General features: G+C 55.2%; 13 protein-coding genes. 4 read left to right on the top strand and 9 right to left on the bottom strand.

Annotation, left to right across the window (positions count from 1 at the left end):
* The first annotated feature begins 47 nt into the window (after positions 1-47).
* From PMI28_RS13070 to PMI28_RS13080, 3 genes are all read left to right on the top strand, one after another.
* Positions 48-668, top strand: a complete 621-nt coding sequence (locus PMI28_RS13070; protein WP_007987511.1) for a hypothetical protein — start codon at positions 48-50, stop codon at positions 666-668.
* Positions 668-2563 (top strand): caspase family protein, encoded by a 1896-nt coding sequence (locus PMI28_RS13075; RefSeq protein ID WP_007987510.1) that lies wholly within the window; start codon positions 668-670, stop codon positions 2561-2563. Before PMI28_RS13070 ends, PMI28_RS13075 begins: the two co-directional genes overlap by 1 nt.
* Positions 2564-3095: 532 nt before the next feature.
* Complete coding sequence (locus tag PMI28_RS13080) at positions 3096-4031, top strand: hypothetical protein (RefSeq protein WP_007987508.1); 936 nt, start codon at positions 3096-3098, stop codon at positions 4029-4031.
* Positions 4032-4389: 358 nt separating this feature from the next.
* On the opposite strand, the gene PMI28_RS13085 is transcribed toward PMI28_RS13080, so the two are convergent.
* From PMI28_RS13085 to PMI28_RS13100, 4 genes are all read right to left on the bottom strand, one after another.
* On the bottom strand, positions 4390-6264 hold the full coding sequence (locus PMI28_RS13085; RefSeq protein WP_007987506.1) for a UvrD-helicase domain-containing protein: 1875 nt from the start codon (positions 6262-6264) through the stop codon (positions 4390-4392).
* Positions 6261-8558: an AAA family ATPase gene (locus PMI28_RS13090; protein ID WP_007987505.1), complete on the bottom strand. Its 2298-nt coding sequence runs from the start codon at positions 8556-8558 to the stop codon at positions 6261-6263. The genes PMI28_RS13085 and PMI28_RS13090 overlap by 4 nt, the downstream gene beginning before the upstream one ends.
* Before the next feature lie 627 nt (positions 8559-9185).
* Positions 9186-9803 (bottom strand): 3'-5' exonuclease, encoded by a 618-nt coding sequence (locus tag PMI28_RS13095; RefSeq protein ID WP_007987502.1) that lies wholly within the window; start codon positions 9801-9803, stop codon positions 9186-9188.
* Positions 9804-9971: 168 nt separating this feature from the next.
* Entirely contained in the window at positions 9972-10895 is a 924-nt protein-coding gene (locus PMI28_RS13100) for a hypothetical protein (RefSeq protein WP_007987501.1), read from the bottom strand.
* Between PMI28_RS13100 and PMI28_RS0128585 the strand changes: the two genes are divergently transcribed.
* Positions 10896-11408: an antitoxin Xre-like helix-turn-helix domain-containing protein gene (locus tag PMI28_RS0128585; protein WP_238540692.1), complete on the top strand. Its 513-nt coding sequence runs from the start codon at positions 10896-10898 to the stop codon at positions 11406-11408.
* Between the two features lie 67 nt (positions 11409-11475).
* Here PMI28_RS0128585 and PMI28_RS13105 read toward each other — a convergent pair whose 3' ends face one another.
* The 5 genes from PMI28_RS13105 to tnpC form a co-directional block, all read right to left on the bottom strand.
* Positions 11476-11805: a 3'-5' exonuclease gene (locus tag PMI28_RS13105; RefSeq protein WP_007987499.1), complete on the bottom strand. Its 330-nt coding sequence runs from the start codon at positions 11803-11805 to the stop codon at positions 11476-11478.
* A 234-nt stretch (positions 11806-12039) separates the two neighbouring features.
* Entirely contained in the window at positions 12040-14373 is a 2334-nt protein-coding gene (locus tag PMI28_RS30670) for an RNaseH domain-containing protein (RefSeq protein ID WP_007987497.1), read from the bottom strand.
* Positions 14373-17483, bottom strand: coding sequence for a hypothetical protein (locus PMI28_RS13110; protein WP_007987495.1), 3111 nt, complete (start codon positions 17481-17483; stop codon positions 14373-14375). The genes PMI28_RS30670 and PMI28_RS13110 overlap by 1 nt, the downstream gene beginning before the upstream one ends.
* Positions 17476-18495: a restriction endonuclease-related protein gene (locus PMI28_RS13115; RefSeq protein WP_007987494.1), complete on the bottom strand. Its 1020-nt coding sequence runs from the start codon at positions 18493-18495 to the stop codon at positions 17476-17478. Before PMI28_RS13115 ends, PMI28_RS13110 begins: the two co-directional genes overlap by 8 nt.
* A gap of 32 nt (positions 18496-18527) precedes the next feature.
* Positions 18528-20060, bottom strand: a complete 1533-nt coding sequence (gene tnpC, locus PMI28_RS13120) for an IS66 family transposase (RefSeq protein ID WP_033063369.1) — start codon at positions 20058-20060, stop codon at positions 18528-18530.
* Positions 20061-20073 lie beyond the last annotated feature (13 nt).

Genomic DNA, 20073 nt, shown 5'->3' with positions numbered 1-20073 from the left:
ACACTGTCTGGCTGAACGGGGCAAGCTTGATCAAAGAGGAGTGAGACATGAGGGATAAAGCCCATCCTTTCCCGTTTGATGCGCAGGCAGAGCTCGTCATGAAGGCATTCATGAAAGCTACAGGGGAAAAGCTCAATCAAGCGCGGAGGCAAGTCGGTGGGGGCGATGAAGTCCAACGCTTCAGCCACGGAGGATCGTGGCAATCACATCACAGCTACGACCCTGACCGTGTCGACCAGATGCAGACGATCGAGCACGAAACAAGGTTGAGCTTTGAGGACATCATGGACGGTCGGCTCGACGTCATTGAGCGCACAGTCAATGAGATTTCCAATAGCATGGCCGACAGCTTTGCCAAAGCGTTTTACCAGATGCTCTCCGATACTTGCGAAGAGCACGGTAACGTCATCGATGGCTCCTCGGGGAGCTTGGGCGAGCAGATGCTCAAAGCCATCGAGCAAGTCGAATACTCGGTTGATCGGGATGGCCAAGTTTCGCTTCCAGAATTTCGCATGCACCCCAGCCTCGCCCAACGCCTCCATTCTGATCCCTCGCTGCAAGAACCAGCGCTGCTGGCCAGGGTCGAGGAGGTCAAGAAGCTCAAAACCGCCCAGGCGTTGGCGCAGGAAGCCGCGCGGAAATCCAAATTTCGTAGCAGGGAGCAGTGATGGCCAGGGTTTTGTTGTGCATTGGTTGTGACGCTTATCAATCGCTCAATAAGCTGTCTGGAGCCGAGCGTGACGCGCTTTCTATCCGTACCGCGCTTTCCACGGGGCCATTGAGCAGTATCCAGCCAGCGGACGCCTATCTGCTTCACTCTCCGGCCAGGCATCAGCTGGATGCGACGCTGCTTGAGATTCAAGACAAGTACGATGAAATCGAGAGTTTCACACTCTTCTTTGCAGGTCATGGCGGAGAAGCCAATGACAGTTATTTCCTCTGCGTGAGCGATACCCGAGCTGATCGCCTTTCAACCACGGGGTTTGCCATCAGTCGATTGTTCGAGTACTTCAACGAGCTCAAAGCTGCTCACTGTAACGTCATCATTGATGCCTGCAACGCGGGCGGGATGGTTTCCAACCTGGGCATCCTGCTGAAGCCCGAAGTGATCGGGAAGGCCAAGACATTCGGCGTCTCATTTTTTGTATCGTCAGCGGCAGATCAGTACGCCGGCGAGACCAGTCATGGCGGGTATGGAACCCTCGCGCTGCTCAAAGTGCTGGATGGAGAAATCGACACGGGTTCGCGCGCCAGTATGCTCGATCTGCTGGACATAGGCCGACCCGCTGCGCAGTATGTGTCAGAGCAGACCCAGGGAGGGCAAATGCCATCCGTATGGGGCGTCAACCTGTACGGTCACATGCCGCTGTTTGGCAATCCGCATGCTACCGACAACCCAACATCCTCTTTGCTGGGGATCACTGGGATCTCACCCGCATCACCAGCCGGACAAGCCATTAGCAGTCATTCCGCCGAACTCTACACGCTGATGTTTGCCCCGGAGCACGATCTCACTCCGCAACGGCTTTTCCCTGTCCTCACGAAGTTCGTGGATCGCTTGGCCGACACACCCAACTCAGTCGGTGCGTTCATTGGCGGGATCTGGCAATCATTGGAAAAGAGCACAGGGCGTCACGCCAATAGCTTCTCTCGGGTAGAGCTGAGCGCGACGTGCGTTGCTCTGCTCCTTCAGTCATCCCAAAACAGTACCTCGCGCGACTGTATCGTGGGGCTTGCCCACGAGATCGTAGCGGAGGTCGAGCACCTGCTTTGGGACATCGTCAATGGGCTTCGAGAGAATCCCGGCTCGTTGTGCCGTCATGGCATTCCCGACCTGTTCTATCTTCCGCAGCGTATTTCCCGGATTTTGGGTTGGGCCGGCGCAGCAGTGCATCTGGTTCGGGAGCTCGGCATCAGTGACGCTCCACTGAGAGAAGCACTGGAGCACCTGAGCAGTCTTCTGCTGGAGCATTACGCAAGCACCTGTGCCGGCATGAGCGAAGACGAAGCGCCGTACTGGGCAGCGTTCCTTACAGCCATCAAAACTGATGAGCTCAATGGCCTTGGCGAATTGGTCGTCAGCACACTGATTAACGCGCTGGTTGAGCACGATGGGCGACTTGCCCGGCCATTGCTCTCGGCAGAGGATGTGTACGGTTATCTCAAGGCGCGCGCCGACAAAGACCCTGCCGAGTTGAAGCGCTTGAGCAGCTCACCCTCGGAAACCCTGGCGCTCGTCCTGCTCATCAGTGGGCGGCACTCCCTTGAGGAAGAACTGGATTACACCCTGTTGAGTCTTGATCACGCCCACCTCAAGATCTTCCTTCCGCAAAGCTACCTGGAGTTCAGCCAGCCTTTCGTTCGCAACGGCATAAACCATGTGTTCCAGATCGGCCAAAAGGTTTGGACGGTGGCAGATGTTGCGAAGCGGTGGGAGGAGGCGTGCAAGCCGCAAATGGGTCATGACACGTCGCTTCGAAATCCTGCAACGCGGATCGGTGCGATCTGCGCATCGCTGATCTTTCCGGATCGAGTGCCCTGGTTTTTGCTCAGCGACCAATGACTTCGAATGCAGCCAGGGCTTCTGGGCGTTGAGGTCAATCGGGGCTGACAGTAACTGTCTGTTCAGTCACCCAGCTCTGGCAGCACGATGCCCCGTTAGACGTTGACTAGGGTGGCAGTTAATCGCCCTGGTTGGATCGCTGCCGAAGGAATTGCGTCCTTCCAGCCCCTGCGCACCTTTAGATTTTGGAGTTCTTTCCGGACAGCTGTGACCACGGCCAGCGCACCGCCTCAGCGCCGACATTGGTCGCAATAACTTTCTACGCAGTATGCGTCCGTCGAACTCACCTACAAAAAACCGTGAGGTGGCTATGAGGGAATCGGATGGGCGTAGATAGGCCCACGGAAGCTCACACCTTCGCACCCGATGACGCAGGTGTATGAGCTGGTGAACGGGCCATCGGTTAAATCGCCAGTCTTGTATTCACCCTCCCATAATCGGGGTGACATCAGGGAGCCACTACGGCAGACTTTCTTGGCGGGAATCTGGCTGCCGCCATCGGCAGCATTATCTATATGGAATCGGAGTCGCTATGAATGGATTGAAGCCTCAGTTCTGGGAGCAATGGGAACAGCTCTGTTGTTACTTTATGCAAGAAATTGCCAGCAAGCACGGTTATTCGGTCAGCTATCGATCCTACGGCAGTCGGGGCCAAAGCCAGTTTGGCGTCGACTTAGTACCCGTTAATTCGCCCTTACCTCTGGTAGGTCAGTGCAAGATGGTTGAGACCTCCTTCACTTGGGATAACGTGCTGACTGAGGTCGCAAAGACCGACGGTTACAAGGGCGAGATCAAGTGTTACGTGGTGTTCACGACAGCGAACAGGCACACAACCATCCAGGATCAACAAAACAGCGGCACTGTGTATCGTCACACGCGACCCGACGGCACGACCTTCCCAGTCCATGTCAAGCATTGGGCAGATTACGAGGCGAGTGATCTCAGCGCTGTTCCTGGCAATGTCCTCCGGAACATCTTCCCGAATGCTTTTGATTTAGCGGCGATTGTTCAGCCACCCTCTGCGGATGAATACATTACCTCGCTAAAGGCGCTGCAGAGCTATGTTCCTTCTCGCATCACCTTGGCAGATCTAACCTGGCTGGAGACGTATGACTTTAGCTTGGGTTGGATGCCTGAGCGCGCGTTCGATCCATTTCAAGATTTGTATATCGATCTCCAGCGGGTAGAGGACGCTTTGCGGTTAGGGCTAACTGACTGGCTGCACAGTGCCGGTTACCCCGAAGTCCAGGCTACGTTGCTCGCAGGGAAGGAATTCTATTTCGCACTGAAGGAGTTCGTAGAGTCTGTGAAAGCTCACATCGTTGGTAATTGGGCAACGGACGGCTCTTCGATTCTCACCGTTGTCGATCTAAATGGCTGGCAGCGAATAGCACGCCAATTCGGAAGCAATGCTCAATACCTTGCTCAGGTCTACCGTAGGGCGGTGCTAGGTCAGCAGGGCCAGTAAACGGCACCTGTCCAGATGATCCCCAAAAAAGCGCAAGTCTCTCTAGGGCATGCGCTTCTGGGTTCTCTGGGAAGTGCGGCAACCTGAAACCAGGTTAAGCGTCCGCCCAACTCCCCCTGCGTAGGTCAGGCTGGCATCCACTGATGCGGCAGCAGTTGCCCGATTTCGCTGGCTCCTGTGTCGGCAGCCGCGTCAGTACATCTTTGAGATGGTCGTCGAAAGCAACAGCCATTGATTTTGAGTTCCAGTGCATCAATCCAGCGGAGGTGAGCCACCGCGTGGCAGTCCAACCTGCTCTTGTCAGTACATTGGCTCACGATAGTGCCAGGCGGACGACTACAACTGGCGCACTCAGCCTTCATATGATTTCCACCTCGTCTGCCGCGAGCCAACCAGCGTCGACTACCCGCTCTCTGGCGGTTTCCGGTTGTGCTGTGTAAACCACAATCGCCAGGCTTTCCTCTGCCCGACTGCAGGTCACGTACAGCAGACGGCGAGTTCGAGACAGCGCGTCATCCTTGCCTGCGCGCTGGTTTTTGATATCACTTTCCGAGGGAGCCTTAACCCCCAACAGTTTTTCGTAGCTGAAGAGGAACCCTCCGGCCTCTTCATCGTTGAGAATCACCATTACCCTTGGAAACTCCAAGCCTTTGACTCCTTGGTGGGTATCGAAGGGTGACAGCCCTTGTGCATACCCAGCAAATGCGGTCATTTCCGAATAAGGGCGACCCAGGAGCACCCGATAGGCGTGCACTTCAAGTGCTTCACGATCAACTGTCTCGGGCGGCTCCTCGTCTGTCACACCCTGTGCCAAGGCCGCTCGGAGTCGATCGGGTATTTCGAGCAGCCCAGTTTCCGCTAGCGCCAACACAACATCGGCCAAAGAGGGATCATTGTCTGCGACCAACCCGCACAAGGTTCGGCAACCGGCGCCTACTTGCTGGAGCAGCGCCAGTTGATCAGGGGCCGCTTTCATGTATTCACTGTCGAGGAGAGGTGATCTCAACCGTACAGCTTCCATGAGCGCGAACTCGCTGTTGTTGGCAGCTTCCAGGATCGGCATGACACCGTCAAAGAACAGCTTGAGTATCGGTAGCGTGCCATCCAGCAAGCTAGTGCGCAGGTGCTCAACTGTGTAAAGCGGGGTGAAGATACCCTCGAATCCGAGGCGCCTACCGGCCATTTTGTGCTCAAGGATCAGTGTCTTGCGCTCAGACGATCCTGCTGCCCACTGTTCATCGCCCGTAATTTGCGCCATGCGTTGAGCGATCTGGCTCTCCAGTTCGAAGCCGCCACCTGCAGCTTGCCGAGTACAGAACATGCGCACCGCCCCTCGAATCGCACCAGGCTTTGGAGTCTGTTGATGATCATCGGCGGCGCTGCGGATGACGTTGATAAGCTCGACTACCCTTGTTGGGCATCTTCTGTTTACAGGCTTTTCGGGGATGGCCCAGTCGGCGGGTATTGCCTGCTCCAAGTGCTCTTTCCCATCATTGTAAATCCGCTGCATGGTGTCGCCCAAAAGACCAAGGCAAAACCGTTGTGGGATCAGCGATTGAGCGGTCAGGAACGCGTCCATAAGAGGGCCATAGGTATCCTGGCTTTCATCGATCAAAAGTACTGGGTACTGATCGGCCATCACGTCTAACAAAGGCGGGCGTTGGATAAACGCAGCCGCCATCTGAATGACCTCAGCGTGATTTAGCGCTTGACGCCCCCGGTTTTCGCCGGTCGGACTGTAGGTGAAACTTACAACGTCATCCAACGCAGCCAGTCGGCGCGTTTTGCTCTCAAGAGATGCACGATTGGCGCGAGCAGTTTTGTTGTTGGCATCCCGGGCTTTTGCGAGTTTGTCATTCAGATCCTCGATACTTTCAGCGAGCCTGGTGCGAAGCCAGTCGCGGATGTCGTCATTGAATCCCTGGATCATTCGCCATGAAAATGCGTGGATGGTTGAAACGACTACCAGGGGATCATGCTCCAGACGGCGAGCAATCTCCTCACATGCTGCGTTGGTGTAGGTGATGATCGCCACCTGGCGCCCTTCGAAGGTCAGTCTCCTTTGCGCGCGCGATTTTAGCTCCCTGACAGCGGAAACCAAGGAATGGGTTTTTCCTGACCCGGCGCCGGCGTACAGGAAGAAACTCTGGGGGCGATCCAGATCCAGGCAATCTCGGATCACGTCGTCTGCATCACGGACATGGTCGTCGCGCTCAGGCGCTGCCGGACTCATTCTTCTGTCACCTCGACGATTGCGGGCGGAACCACCAGAAGGTCTTTGCGTTTGAGCTCAAGCTTCGATTGCAGCCAGGTCAGACCTTCGTGGATGTAGCTGGGCACCACGAGTTGACCGAATTCTGGATCGCCCAGGATCTCCAGCGCAAATTCTGCCTTGTCGCCTGTGCGCAGCTTCTCGAACAACGCTGCTCCCAATTCTTGAGCCGTGTCGGCGGTCTGGATGGCCTCGCTGAACGCACGCATCAACCCACGACGTGGCTTACCGGTAAAACGCTCGACGTTGCTCAATACCAAGCTGTCCTCAAACGTATTGGGCAAAGCCTCGGCTTGTGCTCCGGATTTTGGAAGACGGATGCTGACAGGGGTTTGGTAGGCGATTCTGATCGAATAGAGCGCGTCGATCTCCTCCACCTTTTGCTCGGCAGGGAGGTCTAACAATGTGTCCACATCGTGACCAAGTCCCGTCACTCGCATCCAATGGCGGACGGTAGGGTTGTTCGTAATTTGATCAGCTCCCCGGGCAACGGGCTGGGCCGCCTTGGCTTTTCCCGCGTCCAGGTCTGTGATTACTAGGGTGGCGATACCGAGGGCGTCAATTAGCGGCCTCAGGCGATGGGCATGACTTCCTCCGATGTCGAGGATAGTGATGTAGCACTGGTCGAGAAACTTGAAATGCTGGCGCAGGAAATGGGGGAGGATCATTCGCTCCGCCGCCCCTTCGACCAGGATTACCGCGTCAGCGAAGAAAAGATCCGCATGGTGCGCTCGGAGGTAACGCGTGACGAACTCCTTGGTCTTCCCACGTTGGCCGAACACGGTGCTGAGGTTTGAGACGGTGGAAACCGGGATGGGGATATTCGCCATCCCGGATGGGAGTCGCCGAAAATAACGCAGGTGCTCGTACTCGATTTCATGCGCTACATGGCTTGAATGGGAGCTGACAACCAGCTGGGTTCTCAGGTTCGGGAACTCCTCAAGCAATGGGTCGTTGCACAGCACGTGGTACGCATGCTTGATGAAGGCCTGCTGAACCTGAACGTGCAGATGCGCCTCGGGCTCTTCGACCAGAACAAGATGGATTGGCTCAACGTTGACCGCACTGCGCTCCTCAGGGGTGCGAGACTTCCTCAGCCAGTCATCACGAAACGCCATCAACCGGAAAATCATGGAAATGAGGTTTTGGTAGCCCAGCCCATTGGATGTCTCAGGGAGGCTCAGACGTGGTTCACCTGGCGCCCCCGCAACAGAATCCAACTCAAACAGTACAGCGGCCTCATGATCTAACCCATCTGTTGGCGCGAGACGAGTTGCCACTTTGATGCTCGGATCGCTGTTGTTCGGGTAGCCGAGGCCAGCGACTTCTCTGAGTGCTGGCGCAAAGCTAACCGTAAGCCTACTGTCGAAGGCGCTTTGAGCCGCCTCAATTGCCCTAAGGGCCTCCAGGTCGCGGACGTCCGGGCTATCGCCGGGATCAAGGTGGCGACGATAGTAAGTGCGCAACTGTTCAGAAAGCTTCCTGCCGCTTCCAGGTTTGCTTTCGTCTTGCCCCTCATCGGCGCTGTCCCCGAAACCGCGCTGCGCATTGATCTCGTGAACTCTGATCAGGTTCAGCAGAGGATTCCGCTCCAACGGTACTGCTGTGTCGGTCAGCGGCTGAAGATTGGCAGTCCTGGTTTCTGCGTTAGGTGGTGAAAGTTTATCCGGATCGAGGCGGTACCAACGCACTTTGAACGCCTTGACCAAGCGCCGGTTGAGGTAGTCATGCAGGTTCTGTGGCCATAATTGCAAGGCTGGACGCACCTGGCCATCCGCAGCCTGATTCTGAATTTCCTCCAAGAGCGTAGCCACCCGTGCTCGCTCTTTTCGATAGTCGGAGTAGAGGGTTGGAAGATCATCAGGCTCCAGCCGAAATCGCATGCCTACCATGCCGCCTGACCAGGAGAAATTCGGAATCAGGTCGCGGATGTGGTGGAGTTCACCCTGGGCTGCTTGTATCCATACGTCCAGCGTTGGCAGCCACTCTGCCCAAGCGTTGTTTTCCGGAATTACGAAACCGTCATCGGCCTGTTCCCACTCCTGGCCGATCGCGTCGAGCTTGGCGATATGGCAAAGGGTCAGATCCTGCAGCCGGAACGTCGTGGGCTTAACCAGGAATTTGCGCAGAGCCAGCATTGCTGATGATTTGCCGCTGTTGTTGGCACCGACCAAGAGAGTGGTCTCGGCTGCCAAGTCGATTCTGACGGATTTGAGCTTGCGGAAATTCGCGAGCTCCAGGTGCTGGATACGCATTGAGTCTTCCCTGAGATAAGGCGGTGGCAGTGAGCCACCCTAAGTCATGGAACTGTAGCTGACTAATAGCAGAAGGGGCACGAAGCTTCTCTTGTCTGGATACTGTTAATCCAACTAGTGATCGCTAGCCTGTGTCTCGCAGACGCCCAAGCTGCACTGAGGGGTTACCTCAACAATATCGAGGAAAAGCTGGGAATCTGCTCAGGCGCGCAGGACTAGGACTGGGGTTTCCTGCCAGCTTGCTGGTAGGATCATGAGTGACCGAGCCTCGTAACGAACAAGCCTACGAACTTGATTCAGCTGTTCCGGCACCTGGGAAGGCGATGACCTCGGTTATGTCACTCTTCCTAGATTCCGCATCACGCGCTGTTTGATGCCAGGCTTCTCGCTGAGCTCTATCAGCGTTTGGAAGCAGACAAGTCAGCTCAGTCCACTGTTGTCGGTAGCTTCGTATGTTGAGTTACTAAGCGTCAATCGCGTCAGGCCTGCAGAGCTGGTAGGCGGATAGAAGGGAACGTTATATTTAGAGCAGCCTTCGCTAGAGTCATCGCTTGCCAATGGTTGGGCTGCGGCACCAAGTCTGTATAGGGCAATCGCACCTTCGGGCCTTAAGGCCCGGCTCATCGATCAGCCAAGAATCTCTTTCACGATGGAAGCAACATTTCTAGCATCGTCTATCCCTCGGTGATAGGTACCCTGCCAAACCAAGCCCAATGACTCTACCGTTTGCTTAAGTGATTTCGGTCGATTGTCATACAAGCCTGCATGCCATTTCCTGGCATTGAAATGTGGCAAGCCTTCGAGCAGGGAAGGACAGGCAGCAAAGCCTGCACCGCGCTCAAGCTGTCTTGCGTCATAGTCACCCCAAGATGCCCAAGCCGCGTTTGGATAACTCGCCGCAAATGTTCGTAGCTCGTCGCCAACCTCTTGATAGGTTTGGGCACCGTCCACGTCGGGCTGTTGAATGGATGTCAGCTTTATGCAGAAATCGGTAAGGGTGGGGTTGATCTGAGGTCGAACGAAGCGCTGGAATTCATCGACGATCTCAAGCGATTCCAGATCGATTACCACTAGGCCAATTTCAATCGTTTCCATCTGAGTTGGGACGACTGCAAGCGGCCTTGGTGATTCCGACTCATCAACCTCATCACAGGTTGCCTCAAGGTCTACACAATAGAGGTAGCGATGCGGCGCTAGCAGGTTTTGAATGGCTTGAAGGTGAAGCAGCTTTGCTTCAATGCTCATGGCAAGGATGTCCTAACTTTGATCTGTTCAAGATACATCGACACGTACATACAGCCACGTTCTGACGGAGTTATAAGAGAGCGTGCTGCTTCTGTTCCGGCGTAGGCTAGGCAAATTTTTGGGCTTCTGAGCTAAAGCTTCATTGGCTATCGTTCCTTCGGGCTTACCCTATGGTACTGTCGGCGCGACGCCTTTCACCGAGCTTTTCCGTAGTTTTGTCGGCTTAATCTTTTTTGACGGCTGTACAGCGTAATGGAACCCTGCCGCCTCCCAGTCCCGCCAAGACGGCTTGATACCATCCTTCCAAACGTTTTTGGTCATGTCTTCGAAGAGCCTGTGGTTTAGACGGTTCCAATAGCCAGCCTGAACGTTTCCGTCAACCTCGAGAGCCAGCGGCCACAATACGTTTCCATGGCCAAGAGGAATCTTCCATCCCGGCGTAAGCTTCTCTTGTACGCTCTTTACGCGTGCAACCACCAATTCCTCTAGCGTTTGAGGCAGATCCTCAATGCGACACTGGACAGTAAGATCGCTATTGAAGATCGTCTTGTAGCTCACACCCTTTCTGGCTGTGTGCTCAAGCCGTTCCAAGTCTTCACCTTTGATGACGTAAACGGCCAGCTCTTCGAAAACAAGGGTGTTGCCGATCACCTCAGGCGGTCGGGCCATCTCAAAAAAAATGTAAAAAGGACAGACAAATTCTTTTCTAGATGAACTGTGATAATGGATAGGGTCGTAGAATCTTGTTTTTGCAATATAGCTTCGGGCATCGCGGACGGTACTTTTCAGTTCAAAGTGCAAGCCCCAATGCAGCTGCAAATCAGTGAAATCACCATGGCGTTGGGACTGGTTATCATCGTCCAGCGAGTCTTTATAACTTTGCCCGTCTGCCTTCTCATGAGTCAATTCGTTGATCGCAGGCTTAGCGATCCTGTTTCCGTGTGATCGGATGTAGGTACTGAGCATGTACTCCACCAGAACACCTCTGATCAATGGGTACTTGGGATTGGATAGTGCCCACTGGTAGAAATTAGCGGCGGTACCGTCAATTTCAACCGAACCTAGTTTGAAGCGCATATCAGATGTGAGCATGTGTGCCTGTTCAAAAAAATGATGGGGAGAGGTACTGAAACTACCTTGGGGGCAACGGTTTTGGCTTTCAAGGTGTTAGAACCAATTTTAATGACGTTGACCACACAGCAACGGCGATCGCAGAGCGATGGTCTGCCATCACGCGGCACCAGGCTTCATGACCTCGTTCATGAAGGACTGCCTTTCGAATACCTCGAGCGGATAGCAAGCCTCTTGCAGATGCAGCCCGGGGTTATCACCAAGGCTATTTGCATAGCACCCTCAACGTTGGCGCGTAGAGCGAAAGTAGGGCGGTTCAACGCAGTAGAAAGCGACCGCCTCGTCGCATTGGTAGCTGTATTTGAGAAAGCCCTTTCCCTCCTCGAAAACGATAAGGCCGCAGCAACGAAATTGATGAGCTCACCGGTTCGAGGACTCGGATCGAGGTGTCCACTCGACATGCTGGGGACGATAGTGGAGACGAATGCTGTCTTCGATATTATCTACCAGCTGGAGAAGGGCGTTCTTATGTGAGATCCGTCAGGCGGACTAATTGATCCTCTGACAAATGAGACTCACGAATACACCCCATCAGGTTCTCCTAGCCAACCTCCACATAGGTTCCTGAACTGTCTACATCCGTTTGTTGAATGGATGTGAGCTCTTTGCAGAAATCGGTCAGGGTAGGGGTGATCAGAGGGCGAACGAAACGCTGGAACTCACTGACGATCTCAAGCGTTTCCAGATCGATCACCACCAAGCCAATTTCGATCGTTTCCATCTGAGCTGGGACGACTGCAAGCGGCCTTGATGATTCCGACTCACCAACTTCATCACAGGTTGCCTCGAGATCTACGCAATAGAGGTAGCGGTATGGCGCAATAAGGTTTTGGATTACTTGGAGGTGAAGAAGCTTGTCTTGGATGCTCATGGCTGGGAAGACCTTACTTAGAGTCCGTTCAGGTTACACCGAGCAATTGATCCGATGCGGCATTGGGAAAGGATCAAAAAACGAGAGAGCAGAGCAAGCCGCCACACCGCACTGTGCATCATTGAGGATCATCGACGTTCCCATGATCATGAAGCATCTGCATGATGCAATTTAGGTACGCCGCGACACAACGGGTGATTGACCAGGACAGGCGTTTCCCTATCGTTATGCCCCTTAGCTTATTGAACTGCGCAACGTCTCAACGAGAGGATGGTCAGCTCCAATTTTCTTGCCAAGATGCATCGGCCCCGGCAACCGAAGATACCAGTCCCATAAAGGCGCGTGCCGGCACAGCAACCCAATCTGTTCAGCTACCGCAGATTCACCCTTGAAGCATCCCACCTGCATAACGAGCAGCTCAGTGACCCCGAGCTGATGCCATGGCTTATCCATCCCATACTCAGTTGTGTAGCGGTTCGCATCACGGTGTGAACGCTCCTTGTTGAATACCTTGGAAGGTGCCACAAAGTAATGGACGCGGGCGTCGTCCTGCGCTCGGTAGAGCCCGACGTGATTTCCAATATGAACTGGGCGGTGAGGTGAAGCTGAATGGTTGCCCGTCATCAGCGCGCTGTTCGTATCTGAGCGCACCCGGACTATCGCAGCATCTTCTGGTACCGGCGGCAGCCCACCGCCCAGGGTGTCCTGCAGCCCTCTGTAAATCGAGGACAGGTTCTTGTCGAGGCAGACAATCAGCGGTTGACCGGGAAGCGGCGTCGGCGAGAGGAATGTCTGACTGACCAGCTTTGTCACCTCGGAGTCGCTGAGGAGCTCCGGAGTACTGTGAATGTGCGCAATCGCTTCTTCGTAGGGGTACCACCGGCCGATCGTTTTCGTTCTATCGCTAAACCAAAATACCTCGGGGCGTTGTGAACCTGTCTGCAGCCGAGTGATGAGCGGAAGATTTGCCGGCCCTTTGATGGAGACGCGCTCCAGATATATAGACAGAATGACGCTGTCCGGCGGCACCGCCTTGCACTGCGGCAACGGCAAGGGAATTAGACCGTGTAGCCGAATCGTGTCGATCAACGCATTCGTGGCGGGATGGTCTTGGTCAGGTTTGCCCGTTGAACGACGTTTGGGAACAGCGCGAGGGTGGAAGATAAACTGCGTTCTGATGCCATGCAGGGCGAACAGACTGCGCAGCTTGTGTTTGGGATCAAAATCAGACTTCTTAGCCACATCAGGCGTCGTTTCCACGATCACAACCTTGACCCCACTGCGCAGCACTTCAGGTAATACCTGCTCTGCAAACCACTGCGCAAGCCCCTGATTATCTTTGCAAGGGTTCAGGAGCCAATGACTCGCATCTGCGACCGATAGCCTTCCTAGCACAAACGTCGGCGCTGGCGCCTTCTTGAAAAAACCACTGACCTTGCCCACCGCCTTTGCGGCATTGTGAAGGCGCATCAAAAGATTAGAGGAGGCAGCAAGCACCATCACCTTGATGGAAAGCGGCTCGACCGGCGCTGTCTTCTGGCGAATGAAGCTCCTGATTGTTTGCTCGGCGAGCATCGGCTCAGCACCCGGTATGCATTCAGCCACGTGAAAGCTTGCTTGGTCAAAAAAGATAGGGCCGGCGCCGGCGCCAATTTCGGCAAAGGAAGGAGTAGAGGCGTGAATAGGCCTGATCTTGCTGCTTATTGGAATGTCACCCTCAATGATCGCAGGAAGGGGCTCCGCCCCGAGATAACCTAAAAGTCGACTGGTAGGATGCACATACTCCGTCACGAACTTGCCGTCCACAGGGGGCAGTGTCCTGACCTTGCAGCAAACAACGCTGCTGCCGGTATTCACCCAAGCGTGCTTCTTCTGTCCCACCCAACTTGGCATGACCCGGTTGACGTGTACTCGCAGGTCTAGATAAGGCTTGTGTCGTCCATGGAGCAAAGATAGCTTCAGATCTAGCACATGGTGGGCAATAGCGGATTGATTCGGCGCGACAATCGGGTTCTCCCAGGTCAGCAACGTCATACCACCCCGATCATGGCGATAGTCCGCCGCCGGCGTCAGTTTCACCGGAACATCCGCCTGTGCCTGCAGTGGCTTTGCGGCCAGCAGTTGGCCTGCTAGCCAAGGTACGACGATATAGGCGCTCGGCAATGTCGTATCTTCAGTAAAAAGGGCGGCAGCATCGAGATCGATCACATCCTGGACAACCAGACGCTTCGCCAAATCCGGGAGACGCACCTGATGCTCCTTGAGCACTTCCGATGCCCATACCTCGAAAGCCTCATTCAACCTTTCAGTCGAGATCCGGTTAAGAAGCAGAATCGCCGGTACTCGGCCCTCGGCGCTCGGGCGCGCTTGAACTTTCACCGGCCCATGGGACAACGCTGCAAGCAGTTCCTCAAGCCCACGCGTTGGAAGGTTTTTATCAGCATTTGGAAGGATCGCCTTGAGTGCATACCAGGCATCGTAAAAGGAGCGATCGAGCACTGCCTGATAGGCGTGTCCCAGTTGGGCAGGATCGAAACGAAACAGATTGGTGCGTAGTACTGTATTCATTAGCTCTCCTTGCGTGATAACAAGATGTAATTTTCCATGGCTGTAGCGATGCCGGCATGCTCCCTGCGAAAGTCGTCCCATTCACCATCTTTCCTCATCAAGCACACACTGGCGTCGAGGAGGGTGGCCCAAGTGCTCGTGCCTTCAAAAAAAGCTGCATCCGCAAAAAAGCACGTGATTGAAGTTTCACCGCGCCGCCCCCGACCTGCCAACTGTGCAATGTCCACAAGGATGTTCATTATGGTGTAGTGCCGAACATTCTCTGGCTGATGAGAGAAGCTTGGCAGGGCGTTACGAATTGCGTTCAGGTTATGGTAGGCCAACGCCCGCGAAGCCTCCATTGCCTCACCAGGCGTTGCATACGACTGCAGTTTCTTGCAGTTTTCGTAGCAAATATGGGCATGGGTGTCGGCGGGGTGATCAGAGGGTGGTAAAGGGCGCACACATACAATGATGCTCCCGACTGCCGAACGCCCGTTTTCATGCACTATGTTGTGCCCCCGAGCGATTGGGGACAGGGCGCTCACTAGTATGCATGCGTCGCGATGCTCTCCGGTGAGCAGCATCGGAAGATCATGATGGAGCATTGCCTGAGCGACTGGAAAATCCGAGAGGCGGTTTGCTGCCTCTTTTCCTCGAAGCCAAAGCACGCCTTTGCCGAGATTTCCGTGTCCGCTAGTGGTGTTCTGGATAATGCCGGTCACGTTGACTAGCGGGTCGTTATTAAGGGCGTTTCGAAGCGCGATAGCCAATACTTCGGCATCCGCGTCACTGTTGGTAACGAGGATGATCCGCGCGCGAGTCGGATCATTGTCATGGAGCGCGGCGAGCATGCCAGGTAGGCACAGCGCGAGCTCTTTAGCGAGCTGGCGCACTTGCTGCTTTCGTGCCTGAATTTGGGTTCCCGAAACCCGTGTTGTGGTTGGCAAATCCCTGAAGGTAATCTGGCCCGAAGCATCTGGAACATCGATCAGATCTATGGCCGGTAGGTCGTAGCGACTGGCTCCAGAGAAATGCGCAGTGGCGGACAACCCAATGAAGATCCGCTCATGGCCCGCGAATGCTAGAGAGGTGAGGCTGGGAAGAAGCTGCAATGTTGCATGCGGGTCTCCCTTCAGTGTTTCGATATGGAGTGTCGATCCGCCACGCTCCCCTATCTTATGTTTAAAGCCGCAGACAGGCTGTTGCAACGGGCCGTTTCGATTGAGAGAAATGGGTGGATGCCCTTCAAGCGCATTCTGTACCTCGCGAGCGTATGGGATGTCGGCCCAGATCAGCTCCTGAATGTGTCGGTGAAGCAAACGAACTTGGCTCTGTATGAGCGTCAAGGCGCCACGCAGAACCAGCGCGCCCTTGAGTTCCGCCGTGATTATGGTGCCCGTTTTCAGTCGGTCAGCGGTAAGCAACGCGTGCAGTATATTGGTGAGTTGTCGGAGCACATCTTCTGGCGATTGCAGCCCGGTCTTGATGCTCCAGTGACTCAAATTGTCCTGCAAGGCATGGAGATGTTGTGGAAGTGACCGATCATTGAGTTGGTAAAGGGATCGCAACTCGCCACCGTCCACCTTAAGCGCGGCCTGAAGACTGGAATCTTCAGACTGCGGCCACCTCATGCCATGACGAGGCCACTGAAAATGTTTCTCCGCGTGAAGATCCAGAATCTCATCAGGTGTCTGGGCTGTGAACGTGAGCGCCCACTTGATGTTATTCAATTTTGTGCTCTTGATGCCTGCAACCTCGGAGCGCTGACGGACGTCGGAATGCAGACGGGCCAGGGCAGTGCTCTGCAGTTTTGATCCGAGTTCCAGCTCAGTAGTGCAGCTTTGGATGGCACGACTCAGTAGCCCATCGATCTCGTCGACCAGGAAAATTGATCGGGTGCGCAGCAGTAACTCCTGGTAGCTACGACGCCCTCGGATTCGATTGCCGTCTTCCAACGGGATGTTCGTCGATGCACTCAGCAAAGCGTCGTGGTTGACCACCACAATGGTGGCCTGCAGCGCGCCAGCCAGCATCGCCGTTTTCCCGCACTTAAAAAGAAATGGGCAGTGATCTATTTTGGAGGAGCGCTCGGCGCCGGCCCCCTGGTTTTCTACCAGCCGCGTACGAAAGCAGGGCTCGCTACCGCGAGCTACAGGCTGTCCGTCAGATGCGTAGGCGCTCAACAAGCAGACGTATCGGTAAGGATCCGCCAAATTGTTCTCGCCAAATTGCCTTGTTGCCATTTCCGCCATGCGACTCTCAGCGTGCAGTGGGGCAACGGTGAGCGTGGGTGCCACGATGTCCAGACTTCGTCGGATCTCAGCGGTCATTGCCTCAACTTCAAGCAGGCCCGGTACGCCGATTGCCACTTGCTCACCTCGGCGTGCAGCGTCCACGGCCATCATGACCATTAAAACTGTTTTGCCCGAGCCTGTAGGGGCGTTGACGCGATAGAAATTCCCAGCATCGGCTTGCACGTCGACTTCTTTGCAGATGATGTTGCGTAAGCTTTTTAGGTGACTGTTGTGCACCGACGACGCTGCATCCAGCTGTTCAGCTAGCGTGTGCAGGGCCTGAATGTTCCAGCTCGCGCGAGCAAGGGGTGGCACATTTGGGATAGGCATGGTCTGCCCCTGTGGCGGGAGCGCTGCTCGATCCTCCTCAAGGATCTCAAACAGCTTGTAGTTGCCTTCGACCTTTGCCCCCAACGTGAACGCACCTTTGGCAGGAATGCGCTTACGCTCTGGTTGTGTAAAAGCGCATAGGCGAGCCAGGTATTCCTGAATGAGGTCGTCTATTTCTACGACGCTCACGAGTCGATACTGATGTCGATAGCTCAACTGGATCAGCGGTTCATCCGTCGTCAGTTCAAACAGGGCGCCGTCCCGCAGCAGCAGGCTTTGGGCAGCACTTAGAAACTCTCGCGGCTCGGTCAATTGCGGATGAATGTAGCGTAGGGCTACCCCCAGTGTCGTGAGTTCCTTGCGAGTCAGTGCTTTCAAGCCGGCCCAGTGGATCACTTGGCCGGCCGCCAATGCAGCTGCATCAGCGATGACAGGGCTCGCGCTCACATACTTTGCGGCGAGCGCCAGGAAGAGCACGCAACTTATCTCCGCAGTCTCATGCACGTTTTTTCAGCTCCTTCAGGCAACTGGAATAGGTGTGAATCTGCAGTCCTGTCTTCTCCCGTAGGAAGGGCAAGGAGGTAGCCTGATAATCCGGGATGACAATCCATCGCAACTTTGATCGAGGCAGCGCACTCAGGTGGGATGCGAGCACGTCGGGGTACCGCCAAACCTTGGCATCCAAGTCTAGATACTCCCCGTCGAGCTCGATCCTGACGTCTGACTCATCAAAGTCAGGCCATAGGACGGGGGTGAAGCCTAGATTCTGGAGGCCCTCCGCGAGTTGGAGCTCCAGCAACCCAGGCAGCAGGGTGAATTTCCAGAATGTATCCTGAAGCACTAGGATGTCTTCAGCAGCAACGCCCGCAAGCACGGCGCCGTTACTGCGTCGCACCACTTGATCATGCTGACGATCAAATAAACTGCCAGCTTGCTCGCACCACTGCGATGTGCAAGCTACTTCGGGCTGGGTGACATTCATTGCCCAGCCGCAGCAGGGGCACAAGTACAGGTATGTCCCTAGGAGTTCATGTCTTTTGGGTGCTCTATACATGTCGTCCAGAGACACATCCAGCGGCTGGAAGATAAGTCTCGCAGGGCGTCGCTGGGTCGTTGGGCTTTGGATCAGGAAACGTCGGAAAGTTCTATACAGCGTCTGACCATCCGGCAGCACTTTGCAGAAATCTCTGATCCTAAGGATAAGAGCTTGAGTGCGATCCATCTGCTCACGTGCCTCGTACTCCAGGTGCATCTCCCTGCAGATGCGGCTGGGCACTACGGACGAGACAAGGAGGGCGCCCGTTAACTCACCACGAATGGTATCGGGCAGCCACTCTTCTACGGGTACCTGAAGGCTTGCTTCGAGCCGATCAGCAGTCAGGACGGGGAGCGTGGGCTCTAGTCGGTGAATACCCGCGCATGCTTGGCAGAGGAGATCAAGCGTCTGCGCACGGTCACGCGAACCAGTCATGGCAATGTTTGCCAGCAACCAGAGTAAGCTTTGTAAGCGCTCCATAAACCCCACCTAGTCAAAAGTGGGCGGCGCGTTTAGCTGTGGGGTCGAGGCTTGCAGTTCCACGGCAACAGGGCTTCGTAATCTTCGACCGAGGATGCCTGTGGCAGGCGCTCCAGTGCGTGGCGCAGCCACGCATAAGGCTCTTGGCCGTTGGCTTTGGCGGTCTCGACCAGGCTGTAGAGTTGAGCACTCGCCGTCGCGCCTTTGGGCGTATCGCTGAACAACCAGTTCTTCCTTCCGATGACGAAGGGCCGGATCGCACGCTCGGCGGTGTTGTTGTCGATGGGCAGGTAGCCTTGCTCGACGTACCGTTCCAGTTTGCTCCAGTTGTTTGCCAGGTAGGTAACAGCCTTGCCAAGTGCATTCTGCGTGGTCATGTATGGGAGCGTTTTCTCCACCCAGGCCTTCAGCTCACTTATCACCTTGAGACTTAAATCCTGACGTCCTTTTTTCCGACCCTCATCGCTACTCTCTTTGTAGGCGATCTCGATGCCGTATAGCTTGCTGATCAGCTTCAACGCGATATCCGCACGACCTGTCTTTCCTTTAGGTTGCACTTTTTGCGCTTCAACAAACTTACGGCGTGCATGGGCCCAGCACCCTAAACGCTCGACTCCGTCCTGCGCGCCGAGCGCGTTGTAACCGGCGTAATCATCGGTCATGAGATAGCCGCAGTAGCCATCGAGCAGGCGCGTCGGTACCTCCTGCGAGCGGCTGGTGGAGTAGTCAAAAAGGATCACTGGTTTGTCTGGCGCGCCGCCGGTTTGCACCCACATCCAGGACTGACTGCTTGGCTCCCGATCAGGCTCTTTCAACACCTGCACGCGTGTTTCATCGCAGTGGATGACCCGACTGGCCAAGAGGCTGTCGCGCATTAAATTCAGCAGCGGCTGAAAGTGCTCACCGCACTGGATAACCCAGCGAGCCAGGGTCTGACGTGGAATATCGATGCCATGGCGGCTTAGTACTTTTTCAAAGCGGTGAAGCGGCAAACCGTCCACGTACTTGGTGGTCAGCAGCATCGCCAGAACACTTGGGCTGGCCATGCTTTTTTCAATCAGTTGAGCCGGCTTGTCCGCAGTGACCGGTGCCGTCTCGCAGTCGCGGCAACCGTAAACTTTACGAACGTGCTTGATCACACGGATCTGCATCGGCACGATTTCAAGCTGCTCGCTGACTTCCTCGCCAATGGCGTGTTTGCGGCAGCCGCAGGCACACGTCAGTTCATGCTCGGGAAGTTCGTGGATGACTTCGATACGTGGCAGGTCGGCAGGCAGCGGCTTGCGTTTGCCGCGAGGCTTGGCCGGAGCGACAACCTCTTCTTCAACGTCTTCGTCGACAGGCTCGGCGATGCTTTCCGCCTCGTTGAAAAGGGCTAGCTGAGGCGTTGCCAGATCGGCTGTCTGCTCGGACTTACGTCCGAACAGGCGCTGGCGCAGCAGCGCGTTTTCTTCTTCAAGATGAACGATGCGGCCCTTGTTAGACTCGCGCTCAATCAGCATCTGCTCTAGCAATTGCTTGAGCAGCGCGGGGTCGTCAGGAAGGTCTTTGGGCATCGATATCATGCCCTGGATTATA

The sequence above is a fragment of the Pseudomonas sp. GM48 genome, assembly GCF_000282335.1.
Lineage (GTDB): Bacteria > Pseudomonadota > Gammaproteobacteria > Pseudomonadales > Pseudomonadaceae > Aquipseudomonas.
The sequence above is the reverse complement of the archived record's forward strand: the minus strand, read 5'-3'. Positions and strand labels throughout refer to the sequence as shown.